The organism is Microcoleus sp. bin38.metabat.b11b12b14.051 (genome assembly GCF_013299165.1).
Taxonomy (GTDB): domain Bacteria; phylum Cyanobacteriota; class Cyanobacteriia; order Cyanobacteriales; family Microcoleaceae; genus Microcoleus.
The window spans coordinates 40,048-55,300 of the sequence record NZ_JAAFKD010000039.1 but is presented as its reverse complement, the minus strand read 5'-3'; the positions used below and the strand labels follow the sequence as shown (position 1 = coordinate 55,300).

Below are 15,253 nucleotides of genomic sequence, written 5' to 3'. Positions count from 1 at the left end.
CAACTGACAACTCTTCGACTCCCCTCGACTTCGCGGGCGGGCAAGTCGCGAGCGCGCTCTTCTGTCAACTGACAACTCTTCGACTCCCCTCGACTTCGCGGGCGGGCAAGTCGCGAGCGCGCTCTTCTGTCAACTGACCAATTACCAGGGATTTCCTATCATGGTGAAGGCGGCCCAATAATAAGGATGCGCCAGCAGTCGATCGCCCCTAGCGGCAATTTCTGGCGGTAAAATTAGAGTCGCAGAAACTCCTTCAACTCGCAGCAGCCCGTCTTGAATCCGCACCCGCCCTCGCAGCATCTGCAATTGCGCCCGCCGCAAAGCCTCGGCTTTAATTGTGACATTCCTCTGAGCCCTAGGCACCCGCAATTGTCGGTAAAACTCCGTCATCAGCCCCAAAGTTCCTTCATCGCTGACTTCCCACAAACTCGCTAAAGCTGATCGCGCACCGCTAGCTACCGCCAAACCCGCAAACCCCAACTCCGCCTCTTCATCGCCCAAAGCGGTACTGCACGCGCTTAAAACTAACAGATTCACTGGCGGTTGATTCCACCGCAACTGTCGCATTTGATCGATGCGTAATTTAGTATCCCACAACTGAATGTAAGAATTTTTTGGTTCCCCTGGCTGGAATTCGCTGTGGGTGGCTAAGTGAATGATGCCAAACGGACGATTTGCCCGCTGAGCTTGCAAATTTCCGAGAGTAAAATCTTGATTCAAAAATGATTTTCCGTGCGTCGGGGGCGCGATCGATTCTAACTCTACCGGTACTGCTGGTAGTGGCGCTTTATCTTCAAATACCGACGCCCCCATCGCCAAAATTTCATCGTCAGCAATATTGTCATAGCCGATATCAGTCAAACTCAGACTCGGCATCACGCTAATGCTGTATTTTTCAATTAAAAATTGTTTGCCGTCGTGAAGGGCAGCAAACGGCACGCTACGCAAGCCTGCTGCCGGAATTACAATTAAATTGTCAATTTTTAAATCTGTCAATTCTGCCGTCATTGGCGCAATTAACCACCGATAAAGTTTTTGCGCTGCATCCAAATAACTGCTGCTGCTTCTTCTTCTGGGATTGGTAATTTCGCTTTGGAAGGCATCGGCTAGTTGCAGCACTTGCCAGCGCGTTGTCGCCGGAACTAAAACTCGCATTGGTTGAGCGTTAGCGGTGACTAATACTAATTCTAAATGCTCCCCCTTAGGAACATCAGAAATTTCTTGACTGTCAGGCGGCAACCTCTGTTTCAACTTATTTCCTAACAAGCTATCGGAGGGTGGGCTGAGGTTTTTGCTAACAGGCAATATATTAGATAAATCCCGACTTGCCACCAGCACCGAATCATTTTGTTTGGCTGCTGCATCCGAGCTTCTCACCCAATTCATATAAATAATTGCCGATTTTACCCCGGTAATTTGTTCGTTTTTACGTAGAGTTTCGTAAATTACCGACATATTAGTAATCGGCGTTCGGGCGGGCAAATCAAGATATTTTTCGTATTCGCTAGTAAAGGATTTCTCAAAGGCTAAAACTCCCGGAACAGAGGAATCTAATCTGCGAGAAAGAACTACAATAGCAGGGCTAGTCGGGGAATTTGGGTCTGTTGAATTTTGCGGGCGCAATTCTACTTGCAAGGACGCTGGAAGTGACACCGGACGATCGGGATTTACGGGTTGGGGAATTGGTTGGGGAATTGGTTGGGGAATTGGTTGGGGAACGGGTTGGGGAATTGGTTGGGGAATTGGTGCTGGAATTGGTGCAGGAGCAGACGGCGCGCCCGGTGTAATTAGGGAAATTTGATTTGGTAAATTTCCTTGGGTGTAAGTTTCCCCAAAAGCTAAACTCGGCAAAATGGTGTTTCCGCCACCAGCATTAATGCTTCCTCGGGTGCCGTTGTCGATCGCCCCTCCAACTACAAAGGGTCGATCGGTGCCGCCACCGTGGCGAATGGCGATCGCCCCGCTTCCGGCACCTCCTGCTGTAGAAATACTGGCAAGATTGCCGAATATCTCATCGTTGAAAACATTGTTCGATCGAAATAAACCGACGGTTGTGACATCAACGCTGCCACCAATCCCACCCGTGCCGCCTCTAGCGTTGATGAAGCCCAACTGAATGTTACCCTGCGCGATCGAGGATACGGCGCCGCCGTTGCCCTGAGTGGCGCTAGAGTTGAGATCGAGAGCCGAAATCCCCGCTTGCGAAGTCAGGGTGATATTGCCGCCGATCGCCCCCGAAGCGTTCACAGATCGAGCAGTTAAAGGGCCTGCCTTGCTGTTTAGCGCGATCGCGCCGCCGCTTTCGGTGGCTGACGAAGAGTCGATCGCGCCAGCAGCCACAGTATTTCCCTCAACCCGAATCCTCCCGCCGTTGGAGGTAATATTGGCAGTCCGAACCTCGCGGGTTGCTTGCAAGTTGACGTTGCCGCCATCCGTCCGTAAATTACCCTCTAAGAGGACATTTCCTGCCTTGATATCGGCTCCCAAAATCATGGTGCTTTCCCCCCCGAAGCTAGCAGTATTTCGGGCGTTGACGGTCAAACTGCGGGCGGTAATTGTGGAAGCAGCCCTCACGTTAGCAGCGTCAGCCGAGAGCAGGCCTAACCTCTGATTTTGACCGACTCGGCCGCGAAAATTAATGTTGTTCCCAGCGCCCAGGGTCAAATTATTGGCGCGGCCTGGGGTGCTGTCGAGGGTACTGGCAAAAGTGATGCTGCCGCTGCTGGCGGAAATCGTGCTGCTGCGATCGACTGTGACGGTACTGTTGAAAGCAATGTCGCCAGATGTGGCAATATTGGCGGAAACCTCGGTACTCCGGCCGTTGACAGTCAAACTCGACAGGGGTGCAGTTTGACCGACTGTACCGCCGAAGAACACTCGCTGAGCATCAAGTCTGAGGGCGCGAGCTCCGTCTAGGCTGTCGGAGAACAAAATGTTTCCCCTAGCTTGAGTACCCAAAACTGCATCAGCATTCAGGGAAACGTTGCCGATAAAACTGAGATCGCCGCCGGATGTTCCCACGTTGGCGCCGATCTCGGTTTTGGCGGCATCGAGGGTGAGGGATGCGCTGCCGCTGGTTCTCAGGGGATTATCGATCGCGATCGAACTGCCTTGAAGTGTCAGCGGGCTGTTGAAGGTAATCGGCCCGACGATCGCGATCGAGCTAGTGTTGGCGCGCCCGATCGCGATCGAGCCAAACCCCTGAGCCAAGGCGCCGAGATCCTCTGCTGTCAAGTCCAAAATGCCCAAAATATCGCCAGTGCCGCCGATCCGAATTTGTCGCCCGTCGTTGGGCTGCAAGCGAATTGTTGCCCCCGCACTGCTAACGGAATTCGCGCCGCCCCGGAAATCTATGCCGTTAGCGGTAAGAGCGATATTGCCCCCATTGGCACTGAGTCCGCCCAGAGAGATGCTGCTGGCAAAAATGTTGATGTTGGCGCCTTGAGTCTCGATGACATCGTTGCCGTCATTGACAACAAACAATCCGCCTGCCGTAAATGTTACGCTGTCTCCGGTTCTTGCTTGCAGCCCAAGTTTGTTATCGGGCAAGTCTTGGAGGGTAATGTCGCCCGGAGTCTCTATAATCACGTTGCTGCCGACGGCCATCTGTTCCAACTGCACCTCTGAGAGAGATGTTTGAGTGGGATCTGCTGCCGGTTCCAGGGCCGTGGCGGTCGATCGCGCGCTGGTGTCGCCGTTACCGCTGACTATGGTAATATTTGCCGGATCGAGCCACAAAGTGCCGAGATCCCCGTTAGGCGCGCGCGTATCCACCTCTCCTTGGAAAGTTAGAGCATTTTTGCCGGAAATTTCGACAGTGCCGCCGTTACCCCCTGCTGTGCCGCCGCGAGCAGTAATATTGCCGAAGAAGCGAGTGGTATTGTCTGACCAAATTACTGCTGTGCCGCCGTTACCGCGGTCGATCGCGTTTAGTGCGATCGTCGAATCAGGACTAACATAAGTTACCTGAGCATTCGGCACTGGTTCGAGTCCCTGGAAACCGCCTCCGACGCGCACAACACCTCCGCCGTCTGTCCCGGAAGCATTAATATTGGCGCCGAACAGTCCGACTTTTTCGCCTAAAATATTTACTGTGCCTGCTGTTGCGCCATTTGGGGCAAAGACATTTACAGCACCCGAGACGATCGCACTTCCGGCATTTAGGGGCACTGTTTGGCCGCCCGTCAGCACCAATTGACCTTGTTCGTTCGCAGTTAAACCTGTGGCTGAGGCTACTCCCGGGCCCGTCAGCAACTGAGCCAAAGCAGCCGGGGCGATCGCAGATTTTTCTGACTGCAAAGACGGAGTAATTTCTAAACTTAATAAGCTACCAGTTTGACTGATGCGGACTGCATTGCTTCCCCGAACCGCCGCCACGGTAATCTGACCGCCAGGAGCAGATAATTGCCCGGTATTAATCACAGTTTGGCCCAGTAAAGTTAAATTTTGACCGCTGCCGACTGCTAAGTTTCCTGCATTGACAATTGCACCGACTTGTGAGTTATTAAAATTAAATTGATTTGGATTTCCTAGTAAAGCTTTATAATCATTAATTCCTGTTGCATTGAACCAGCGCTCGCCAAAACCGATACCTGTAGCAGTTGTGGCGAAAAAAGAACCAGGCACGTTCAATCTCGCATTTTGACCGAAGACGATTCCCGCCGGATTCATTAAGAACAAATTCGAGTTTCCGCCGCTGACAGAAATGAGACCGTTAATGACGGAAACATCGCCAGAAATCCGCCCTAAAATATTTTGAATATTGGGATTAGTGAGAAAATTGGCAATTTGACCTTCGCTGAGATTAAATTTGCTGAAGCTGTGAAACAGATTGGCGCCGTTTCCAGACAGTTGTCCGCCGCTAATGTTTAAGCGATTTTGCTCGGAATTGACAACAGTATTAGTGCCGTCATTCGCTGGGACGACAGGTTGCGATTGCACTGCTAGCGGTAGCAGCCAAAAACCTAATGTCAAAATTAAAGCAGAGCGAAAATAGGTCATGAATCAGTTGACAGTTGATAGTTGACAGTTAACAGTTGGCAGTTAACAGTTGGCAGTTGTCAGTTGTCATTAGTTATTAGGGGAGCATCCTGATTTTGTGAAAATCGTTTTTTAGGAGTGCGAGCGGGACGCTCGCTTACCTATATCGCTTCGAGAAGTCACAGCTAACACTCCTGAAAGGAAAATTATAAAAGCCAATTCCCGATTCCCAATTCCCGATTCCCAATTCTAATCTATAAGTAGTTTTGATTTCGTTTGATCTATAATGTTCCGCGAAAGTGCCAATAAACTTAAAAATGTCGATCGCACGCCGGCACGGAGGGTTTGTCTCCTGGGTGCCAAGGGTTGCTCCGAAGAGTCGATCGCACTTCCAAAGCACCCACTACTATAATATCGGAAATACGAGGCAGATTTGATATATATCTGTAGGCGGTGTCTTGACAAAATGCCCGCTTTCGTTTTATAATTTGTCAATTGATTAGATAGAACAGCAGTCAACCCACGAAATCACTGGCTTCTCCGACAAAGTTAACAACAAAATATTGATGCTGTGAGAAATCGACCATGCAAACTCAAAATTTCCCTTTTCTAAATGAACAAGTAGTTGAGCGGATATTTGCATCAGGCCAACTGACTCGCGATGACAGACAAAGAATTCAGTCAATGCTGTTAAATGAGTCGATCGGCGAAAATGAATTAAGCTTAATTGAAAGAATCATGGAAGGCGTAGTCAAGGGCCTACTTGACGTGCTGTATTAGTTGGGAAATCGCATTCGTTTATATAACTGTAAGGTGTGCAAACGCCGCGCACCTGAACCTAATTTCAAATAAAATCGCCAAGTCTTCTAAAAATCATCATCTGAATCCCCCTCGGAGCCCTCATCGGGACGCACAAGTTCTGAAGGAGGCCTGTCGTTACTCCAAGCCCACCACACGGCGCTACAGGAGCAGCGGTAAAATTCTTGCCACTTGCGGCGGTTGGACTCGGTGTATACTGGCGATCGACGATTAATCCAGACTTCATGGGCATCCGTGCAGCTAGCAGCGCACTTGGGACAGCAAAACTCAGTAGCGTGAACCGCCGCCGCAGTCCATTCGGGAGGATGGGTCGCAAAAGCTTCCATGTGTTAGAGTGTCTATCTAAACTGCTGGTAATTACGGCAAATCAAGGCTGGCTCGATATATGGAGATATCGGCACGGCATAAATACGCTGTTGAGTGCGTAATTTATCTGCCGGTTATTTTTTTGGCATTTGCCATCCGATGAATAGTATAACTGATGTGGTGTCAGCCGTCGATCGGCATTCTCAGCTATTTCAAGGACTAGGCTCATGTCTATCTACAACTTTATCTCATTTCTGGGCATTTTTGGGTTGTGCGCGATCGCCTGGATTTTCTCAGAAAACCGCCAAGTTAGGTATATACCTTGGCGCGTCATCATCTGGGGCATTGGCCTACAATTAGTCTTAGGATTTTTAGTCTTCCTATTTCCCCCAACTCGCATCGCCCTAGAGTGGTTTACCAGCTTACTGGATGGAGTATTCACCGCTGCTGACGCCGGAGCAAGATTTGTATTCGGCAGAAACATTGTACCAATACCCGGTCAAGACCCGCCAGTTAATTTAGGATATATTTTCGCCTTTCGGGCTTTACCGACAGTCGTCTTTTTCTCAGGCCTCATGGCCTTACTTTATAACATCGGCATAATTCAAATTATCACCGAAGTTTTTGCCAAAATATTTTACATGACAATGCGGTTGAGTGGTGCAGAAGCACTCAGTGGCGCCGCCAATATTTTTGTAGGAATCGAAGCAGCAATTGTCGTCAAGCCTTACTTGCCACAAATGACTCGTTCCGAACTTTGTGCAATCCTCTCTTGTTGCTTTGGAACAGCCGCTTCATCAACCTTAGCAATTTACGTCAGTTTTCTCAAGCCTGTTTTTCCAAATATTTTAGGGCATTTAGTTTCAGCCTCAATAATCGCGATTCCTGCTTGTTTTGTCCTCTCCAAAATCTTAGTTCCCGAAACAGGTATACCGGTGACAATGGGCGGCATTCCCAAGGAAGAACCGAAACCCCAAGGCCACGAATTCATCGGCGATGAAATCGCCCAAAATGATGGTGAGTTCCGCAAACAAGAGACAGTTGGCGGAGAACCCATCGAACGAGTTAGCCCTTTGGATGCTGCGATTATTGGCGCATTAGACGGGGTAAAAATGTCAGTTGCAATTGCCGCTGTTTTGATTTTAATCTTGGGCTTAGTTTCCTTAATCAATCAATTCTTTGCTTGGCTGGCTGTTTTACCTGCTCCAATTGGTACAATCTTTAGTTTTATCACCCTGCAAAACATTCAAGGAGCCTTATTTTACCCGCTAACCTTGTTAACCGGAGTTCCCTTCGAGGATTCTTGGACAGCTTCAGTCATCATCGGGCGGCGGCTGTTAGAAACAGCAATTCCGCCTTATCAAACTTTAGCAGAAGCGGCGGCAAAAGGACTGATTAGCGATCGCACAGTTTTGATTGTCAGTTACGCCCTTTCCGGTTTCGCCCACCTAGCCTCCGTCGGCATATTTGTCGGCGGCACAATCGCCCTAATTCCCTCCCGCCGCAAAGACATTTCCGAACTCGGTTGGAAAGCCTTATTTGTCGGCACCTTAGCTACAATGATGATTGCTTGTATCGCCGGATTATTTGACACCGGAGACTCCAGCATTTTAGGTACTAAGACACCCCCAACTGCCCCGATAAGCGCCCCCGCTTCCCCGAAATCAGAAGCATCCCCAGCGGCGAGTTCCAAGCCGTCAGTTGCCCCAGCAATTGCCAGCCCGAAGCCTTCGCCGAAGGGTGAAAAAGTGGCTCCGAAAGCCAAAGAATCTCCTAAATCTGAATCGAAGAAAACACCTTAAATAAGCTACGAGTTAAGACACGGTATTGCCTATTAGAATCAACTTAAGATCAAAAGTAGTCAGAGAATGCTGTTTGGCAATTAGGGCCTATAACCCCCCTAGCCCCCCTTGCTAAGGGGGGGACAAGATTCTTCTCAAAGTCCCCCCCTTAGCAAGGGGGATTTAGGGGGTAAAAAACTAGACTAGGAGCGAGATTACTCATGGCTTTCAGGGTTAAGTTGAGACGCTCAAGGGCATTGCCGTGTCTATACAGATGTTTGTGTGCGATCGCACCAATTCCCTCTTCCTTCTTCCCTCTTCCTTCTTCCTTCTTCCTTCTTCCTTCTATTTATGAATCCCGAACCAGAAATTCGCCGCCTGTTAGATGTGATGCCCGCCTCGGGCCGCATGACGTGTAAAATTATTAATAAGCCTCAACAATCGACAGTAATTGACTGCGAGTTTCCTTTACCTTGGAATCAATCTCGCCCAATTTATATTAATTTTGATTTGTGGCGGTTGCTATCTAAGCCGCAGCGAGATTTACTGCTATTGCGTACTGTAAGTTTTCTGGGCAATTTCAAGTGGTTTAAGCCGGATATTTATCAAGGTGCGGCTGTGGCGGGAATTCTCGGCACTGTGGTAGAGTTATTGCAGGGAGATGCGATCGGAATTGCGATCGCCGGTGGGTTGACTGGGCTGGCGATGACTCGAATTTGGCGCGACAACCGCAGTTCGCAAGTAGAGTTAGATGCAGACGAAACGGCGATTAGAGTGGCGGGAAGACGCGGTTACACCGAAGCTGAGGCGGCGGGACATCTGCTGGGGGCGATCGAAGCTGTGGCGCAAATTGAAGGCAAAAGTTTAGATTTTAACGGGCTGATTCGGTGTCAGAATTTAAGGGCGATATCGGGTATTTCGGCGGTGGGCGTGCCCGATAGTGTGAGGCAAGATTGAGAATACTGTTTCACAAACAATCGCGTGTCCCGCAGGCAGAGGACACAAAAGTTTTGATTGGTGTTCACTTAATCCGAAATATCGCTTAATCCCAAATACCGCCAGGGGTTTAAACCCCTGGCTAATAGCCCAAGTCCTCTCAAAGAGGACTGAATCAGGATTTGCATATTATAACGGTATAACAATGGTTTGGGATTGCTTCCGTTTGCCTCGCAATGACAGACAATCGTAATAAATGCGTAAGTCTTGTGAATAATTCATCAGTCCTCTTTTAGAGGACTTTAGCTATGAGGCAGGGGTTTAAACCCCTGCCGGATTATGGGTGTGACGCGCTATATCTGCTACTCAACTCTTTCCCTGACAATCCGAATACTCTCCCATGCTGGTATCCGACCCGCTTGTCGCTCATCTAGTAATACCAGGGAAACATAAAGTGGGTATATTTCATTTAGACTATCTAGATACTTACGGCTAATAGCTTCACTTTCTTGACGGCTTAACTTAATTGTATTGAGCGCCTCTTCATTTTCGGAGATTGCCTCATAAATTGCTGACAAAAAATGATAGATAATAATAAGAGAAAGCAGAGGGAAGTATAAAAGTAAGAAATCACTGGCTTTGCCTGCTCCAATTACTTTAAATTTGGTTTTGAGGTCGCGGTTGAGGTCGCGGTTGAGGAGGCGGTAGAGGTCGCGGTTGAGGTCGCGGTTGAGGTCGCGGTTGAGGACGCGGTAGAGGTCGCGGTAGAGGTCGCGGTAGAGGTCGAGGTTGAGGTCGCGGTAGAGGAGGCGGTTGAGGTCGCGGTTGAGGTCGCGGTTGAGGTTGAGGTCGCGGTTGAGGTCGCGGTCGAGAACCAAAACCTTAGCTAATTTCTCTTCCCAAGCTTGCTTCTGTCCAATTTCTATTCCTGCAAGGATTCCCTGTTTTCCATCAAAACACCAACATCCTACTTGTTTTTCTGCGACTGGATACTCCTCTACTTCAGCTAAAGTGGGCAGTCTGTACTTGAATCCCAATGCAGATTGCTGATTCAACCATTCACAAAACTCCTCAGCATCACTAAATCGTATTCCAATAATGGATTTTTTGGCATCTCCTGGCGGAAATCTGTAACTTGTCCAATAGTCAGGTTGGTGATGTTCACCCGTTTCCAGTTTCTCATCAATAAAAAGCTGATATTCGGCGCAGGTGATGTAACTCATGTCAATTTCGACATTCTCATCAATTCGTAACAACATTATTTCAATCGCCTCGATAACTGTACCTGTGCTGCTAATTTGGCAATTTCTGGGTCTGTCGAGTTCAAACCTTGTTCTAAAATTTGCTCCAGTTGTTGCCGAATGTCTGGATTTACACTCAACCCCTCGTCCCAGCAATCATAGGCGAGTGCCATTTCTTCCACGGATGGAGATGGCATCGCCAAGACTGCACGAATCAGATTGCTAGCATTACTCTGCGCTGCATAAAGACGGATAGTTTCAGCCCACCAAGATTGTTTAATATTTCCGATTAACAAATTCTCTTGGTTCGATTCCTTAATCTGAACTGCGGCTAAATATTCCTGAAAACTCAAGTGAGCAAACTCATAAACGCCTACTTCTTTTTCCACTAACAACCCACTCACATCCCGAACTTGCTGGATAAAATTCTCTTGATTTGCACCACTGCCTGCTACATCTGCCAGCTTGTCTTTAATCCAATCAATTCCATCAGATATCTTGAATTCACGAGTTTTCCGCTGCATTAATTCAAATGCCAGCACTTGCAGAACAGATTGCTTTTGCGTGGCTGTTAGCGCATCCGCAATATTTTTAGCTGTTTGTCGCTTTTCTAGTAAAATCTGGCAAATTTCTCTGTAAAGTTCTACCCGTTTTCCCGGCAAAGCGCTACCGCGACGGTGAACTGTGGCAATCATTGTTAGCAGTAAAGGATTCACCGCCATATCCGCTAGAGGTTTGCTATTCTTAATCCGCTTAATTAAATCATCAGCTTGTTGTTTTGCCTCTGCCCGCACTCCCATATCATTTTGTCCAGCGCGACTCATCACCTCTGTTTCCAAATACCAGCTATGAAGAAACTGCTGCATCTGTCTCAAGCTAAATGGTTGCACTTCTGAGACAGTCACAGTTTGTTGCAACAGCGCAGTTTTATAACCAAAAGGTCGAGAAGTTAAAATAAAAGCTGTGTCCGGGTATGCCCCCATCTGTGCGTCTACCCAACTACTTACTTGCTGGCGCTGGGTTGCATCCGCCACTTCATCCAATCCATCTAACATTACCAAACATTGGTTTTGACGTAATTTTTCGGCAAACCAGTTAGGTGGTGGATTCAGCAGTTGATATTTTTGGTGCTGCTGCTGTACCTGCTGAGTAATTAAGTCTGCCAGAGTGAGTTGATGATTGTTCACAATTTCCTGACGCACATCTCGGAGATACAACAATATCGGAATCAGTTGCGGCGCTTTCCGATGCACTTTGCGCTCTTGCTTTGTGGCATAAGTATGCGTTAAATATCTCAAAAGGGTAGTTTTCCCGGAACCGGGTGCGCCCAATACGGCCATGCGCCAAACTTCCAGATTATTCTTATCTATCTTTGCTAAAAAATCCCAAATTTGTGTTTCATTTGAGTTATTTCCTTCATCCTTTAGCGGCTGAATCATGTTTGGATTTGTATTCGCTGCCTCTGTTGCAGAAATTTTGAGTGGCACAAATACCTTTTGCAACTTCAGGGTTCTGTCTCTATCCAATCCCTGTGTTTGATAGTCTCGACAGATATAAGTCAAACTCTGGTAATATTGCTGCTGAAAAGGTGAGGTAAAATTTTCGATTTCGTTCCAAATCCAGTTTGCCAAACTATCTGCAAGTTGCTGTCTCTTTGCCCTAAACTTCGGTGTAAGTTGGTTAGTAACTGGGATGAGAAACTTGATGGCATGGATAAACAACATCAAAATTACAGTCACAACCAAAGCCAAAAATGATGCTGTCCATTGGCGCCTCAGTATGAAATACAACATTACCGCCAGTCCCAAACCCGGCGGCACCCATACTAACCTATTCTGCCATTGTCTTGGTAAAATAAGTACGGGTGGCAGCACAGTCCCCAAACCAAATAAAACAAGTGATGTATAAAAAACTGCTGAATTGAATTCGGCGGCTACGTGCTTCCCCTTCAAGAGTCCGAACAGGATGCCACCTCCCAGCAGGGGTAAAAAACCAACCAGCCAATTTTGATTTCCAGGCGTTGCACTCGGCTGAGACTGACTGGGTATAGTACCGATGATAAAAAGTGCTAATATACACGCTACTGTCAGTAAGATTATTATAGGATCGTCAATTTTTAAGTCCTGTTTACCGGGTAGTTGGTTGATCAGCCAACCCAAGAAACCATTACTGAGTATCAATAGCAACGGTAGCAGCAAATTTTGAATAAATCTGGACATAGGCGATCGCATTTAAAAGCTTGTTGTATCCAATTTTACGCGATATTAGCGATCGATGGTTCGCAATAGATGTTATTTATTGCTGCTGTGCGATAATCGAAAGTGCGATCGCCCTTACTGGAAAAAAACATCGCTACTCTACCGGATTAGCCTTAACAGACAAAGATTCCAGAAACTTAACTGCCTCATCCAGCATAGTTTCTGGTAATTTCTCAACAATTGCGATCGCCCTTTGACGAGTTTCTCGATTAATTGCTTCTGGTGGCTGCGACTCGGTTGCTACAAAAGTGCCACTTTCAAACGGTTTTTGCTTCAATAAAGCTGTTTCTGGAGTGACAAAAATGCCGACATCTGCCGGAAATTCTACAGCTTGATGATTCTGGCATTTAACCACCAGATTGGTCACTTTCATCGCTACTCGCTGATTAAATCGGAAAAAATCTGCAAAAGTGCGATCGCCGTGAGTAGTTTGCAGTAAATGCTCTCCCAGGCGATCGACTTCCGTGGTAAACATAAATTTGTGTCTATCTCCACCGACTGACAGCACAACCTCGTGGGAGTTAAGGGCGATCGCAGGCTGAACAGACAAAACTTGCACTTTCATCGTTTTAATGAGTAAACAGCTTGAATATTCCAGTAACTTAAAAACTCTTCTCTATCCATTTTATATCTTGTAGCATTCCAGGGGTCGCGAATCATAATTTTTCCTGTATTTTCAAGTCCGTCAACAATTACTATATGCCCCAAATCAGCTAGAGGTTCCCACAAAATAGCAGCCCAAGAACCTGTAGTAATTAATACATCAACTATTTCTGAATCTGTCGCCCCAGGAATAGAGACAGTACCGCCAAACCACAATCTAGTACCGCTTGCATCCAGAGTATTGAGTGCAACTGCTAAATCTTCAATATTTATAGGTATTCCAGTTTCAGCGGCGATTAGGGATTGATTCACATCGCAAATTCCGCGATCGCTAAGTAACATTTCACCACAAGCAGGGCCACATGATAACTTGTCTTGTTGCTTGACGACTGCTTCGTCTGCTATCTCATCAATAACTTGCCAATTTCCACCAGCCCCAGACAATCCTGCCATGAAATTAGAAATTCTCCCTTAAGAAATTCGCCCATTCTTCCCTGCGAACTTCATCTATATCAGCCGCAGATGGTGCCATTCCCAAGTCAGCACATAAACCCCACAATGATTTGCGGGGAGTAGGGCGAACGACAACTAATTCTCGTTCTATCTCAGGAACCATCCACTTAATCAACCGTAACTTGTCCGAAAGAGACAACTGCTTAACAAGACTGAAAACTGCCTCGAAAGTCATGTGTTTATGTAGGAATGTTCGATTGATGTAATTTTAGCATTATCGCTTTGGTAATTTCTTCAAATCAGACTATTTGGATCGATTCCTAACTCCCGTAATTTTTGAGCGAATTGTTCTGCACGTTGTGCTAAGCTTTTCACCTGTTCTTCAGGAGTCAGATAACGCTTTCCCTCTGCATCGTACCAATACAGCCATTCCCTCGTCACGCCAGAATAATTTCCCCTTTCACAACCAATTCCCAAACCAATTTCTGGCATCCAAACTGGATGTCCAGACTGTAATTCATACTTGCCATTAACTAACTTATGTACTTCCAAACGGGGTTTGCGGCGGCGACGCGAAGAATAAATCACGTAATAAAGTACGCCTAAAGCTTGATATTCCTCCAATTTAGCACTGTATTCCTTGCGATACTTTTTGGAAACAACTTCTAACACCAAAGTTGGCACAACATATTCATCCCACAGCACGTAACTGGGACGCAATTCTTCATCATAAAACCGTTCTACTCCTAAACTCAAAAAACCGTCTGGGACAATAGCAGGTTTTTCATGGTGATAATAGATACCCATATCTATACCAAAAAACCAGTCCATCCGTTCTGCCCAAAGTATCAGCAATATTGCTTTTAGCAACCCCGGTATTAGTTCTTGCAGTTCGTTATCCACAGGCGTTTCATCAGAGTCTGGCAGTTCATCGGCTGAGGGTAAGTACCTCGGCAAGTTGTAATTTAACATTTCAGTTTTTCCCAAAACTTATATTGATTATAGCATGGTTGTTTGTCAAACGACACTATATAACGTTCTTTTTTGCTGGCTATTGCATGATAAATACCTAATTTAAATACTTAATTCAACCGCCTAATTTGAGTGGTTAAATTAACAGCTTTTCCGCACTAATAATGTAAAATCAAGTTTTGTAAATAATTCTATTTTATATTTATTTGTGGTCTAACATAACCTCATCGCTCGACTCTATCTAGTTTCACGTGATAGGAAAGCGAACGATAAATAATTATCACTCAGGACGCATCTTTATTAGTAGTTCGATCCTCGATCGCGCTCATAATAAAGTGCAATTCTGTGACTTTCCTATGGGCAAACATACCCAAAATTTAGAATACAACCATGAACACCCCAGAAACTACGAATTCCTGGATTATTTACCGAATGCTGCCGAACTTTCAGCGCTTACCCGTCGCCCAATTTAGCAGCCGCAGCGAAGCAGAATCTTCCCTAAAAGTCATCCGACAACTGTTACCGAATACCGAATTAATACTTGCTTTCGAGATTGGGCTAGAAAATCCAACCACCGAAATCACTCAGCCCTCCGCTAAAAAAGCAAACTTGGAAACTTCAGTTAACCAAGAACTTCTGAAAATCTTTCTGATCAGTTCTCGCCCTGTTGTTTCGCGCGTCATTCATTCTTTGCACTGCCATAATTTTGCCTGCGTTTCTGACTGGAGTCCCCTTGTCCCAACTCACAATTCCGGTGAAGTGATGAGTATCTTAATTAAATATTTTGCTGCGGACTCTTAATCACAGTCTAGTTGCCACCTTTCTAGGGGTAATCCTCGATGGTTGCCCCTATTTTTACGCATCATATCATGTCCCACCGATTACCAGAAAAAATAGTTGGTTC

12 protein-coding genes and 3 pseudogenes are annotated in these 15,253 nt (G+C 46.7%); 4 read left to right on the top strand and 11 right to left on the bottom strand.

Translation table 11 applies throughout. The features are described from left to right. Nucleotides 1-141: 141 nt before the first annotated feature. The 3 pseudogenes from QZW47_RS30255 to QZW47_RS30245 form a co-directional block, all read right to left on the bottom strand. Nucleotides 142-1,035 (bottom strand): annotated as a pseudogene (locus tag QZW47_RS30255) (CHAT domain-containing protein); the annotation flags it as partial. Nucleotides 1,036-1,582: 547 nt separating this feature from the next. Further along, nucleotides 1,583-1,717 (bottom strand): annotated as a pseudogene (locus QZW47_RS30250) (hypothetical protein); the annotation flags it as partial. 2,603 nt (nt 1,718-4,320) lie between these two features. Continuing rightward, nucleotides 4,321-5,001, bottom strand: a pseudogene (locus tag QZW47_RS30245) (filamentous hemagglutinin N-terminal domain-containing protein); the annotation flags it as partial. A gap of 564 nt (nt 5,002-5,565) precedes the next feature. Between QZW47_RS30245 and QZW47_RS27150 the strand changes: the two are divergent. Further along, nucleotides 5,566-5,760, top strand: a complete 195-nt coding sequence (locus tag QZW47_RS27150; protein WP_293134467.1) for a hypothetical protein — start codon at nt 5,566-5,568, stop codon at nt 5,758-5,760. An 86-nt stretch (nt 5,761-5,846) separates the two neighbouring features. Here QZW47_RS27150 and QZW47_RS27145 read toward each other — a convergent pair whose 3' ends face one another. Further along, a complete protein-coding gene (locus tag QZW47_RS27145; protein ID WP_293134464.1) occupies nt 5,847-6,125 on the bottom strand; it encodes a hypothetical protein in 279 nt (92 codons plus the stop codon). A gap of 207 nt (nt 6,126-6,332) precedes the next feature. On the opposite strand from QZW47_RS27145, the gene QZW47_RS27140 reads away from it, so the two are divergent. Beyond that, nucleotides 6,333-7,907, top strand: coding sequence for a nucleoside transporter C-terminal domain-containing protein (locus QZW47_RS27140; protein WP_293134461.1), 1,575 nt, complete (start codon nt 6,333-6,335; stop codon nt 7,905-7,907). Between the two features lie 245 nt (nt 7,908-8,152). Here the strand turns inward: QZW47_RS27140 and QZW47_RS27135 are convergent, their stop codons facing one another. Further along, nucleotides 8,153-8,296 carry a hypothetical protein gene (locus tag QZW47_RS27135; RefSeq protein ID WP_293134473.1) on the bottom strand — a complete coding sequence of 48 codons (144 nt, stop codon included), beginning with the start codon at nt 8,294-8,296 and terminating at the stop codon, nt 8,153-8,155. On the opposite strand from QZW47_RS27135, the gene QZW47_RS27130 reads away from it, so the two are divergent. Further along, nucleotides 8,238-8,843: a DUF3318 domain-containing protein gene (locus QZW47_RS27130; protein WP_293134458.1), complete on the top strand. Its 606-nt coding sequence runs from the start codon at nt 8,238-8,240 to the stop codon at nt 8,841-8,843. The two genes, QZW47_RS27135 and QZW47_RS27130, sit on opposite strands and share 59 nt — an antisense overlap. Before the next feature lie 341 nt (nt 8,844-9,184). On the opposite strand, the gene QZW47_RS27125 is transcribed toward QZW47_RS27130, so the two are convergent. The 6 genes from QZW47_RS27125 to QZW47_RS27100 form a co-directional block, all read right to left on the bottom strand. Next, nucleotides 9,185-10,081, bottom strand: a complete 897-nt coding sequence (locus tag QZW47_RS27125; protein WP_293134455.1) for an SUMF1/EgtB/PvdO family nonheme iron enzyme — start codon at nt 10,079-10,081, stop codon at nt 9,185-9,187. Further along, a complete protein-coding gene (locus QZW47_RS27120) occupies nt 10,081-12,282 on the bottom strand; it encodes an NACHT domain-containing protein (protein ID WP_293134452.1) in 2,202 nt (733 codons plus the stop codon). The genes QZW47_RS27125 and QZW47_RS27120 overlap by 1 nt, the downstream gene beginning before the upstream one ends. 133 nt (nt 12,283-12,415) lie before the next feature. Continuing rightward, entirely contained in the window at nt 12,416-12,886 is a 471-nt protein-coding gene (locus tag QZW47_RS27115; RefSeq protein WP_293134449.1) for a hypothetical protein, read from the bottom strand. Next, nucleotides 12,883-13,377 (bottom strand): papain-like cysteine protease family protein, encoded by a 495-nt coding sequence (locus QZW47_RS27110; protein WP_293134446.1) that lies wholly within the window; start codon nt 13,375-13,377, stop codon nt 12,883-12,885. Before QZW47_RS27110 ends, QZW47_RS27115 begins: the two co-directional genes overlap by 4 nt. A 4-nt stretch (nt 13,378-13,381) precedes the next feature. Beyond that, nucleotides 13,382-13,612, bottom strand: a complete 231-nt coding sequence (locus QZW47_RS27105; RefSeq protein ID WP_293134443.1) for a hypothetical protein — start codon at nt 13,610-13,612, stop codon at nt 13,382-13,384. Nucleotides 13,613-13,671: 59 nt separating this feature from the next. Beyond that, nucleotides 13,672-14,349, bottom strand: coding sequence for a Uma2 family endonuclease (locus QZW47_RS27100; RefSeq protein WP_293134440.1), 678 nt, complete (start codon nt 14,347-14,349; stop codon nt 13,672-13,674). 390 nt (nt 14,350-14,739) lie between these two features. Between QZW47_RS27100 and QZW47_RS27095 the strand changes: the two genes are divergently transcribed. Further along, entirely contained in the window at nt 14,740-15,150 is a 411-nt protein-coding gene (locus QZW47_RS27095; protein ID WP_293134437.1) for a hypothetical protein, read from the top strand. Nucleotides 15,151-15,253: the final 103 nt, after the last annotated feature.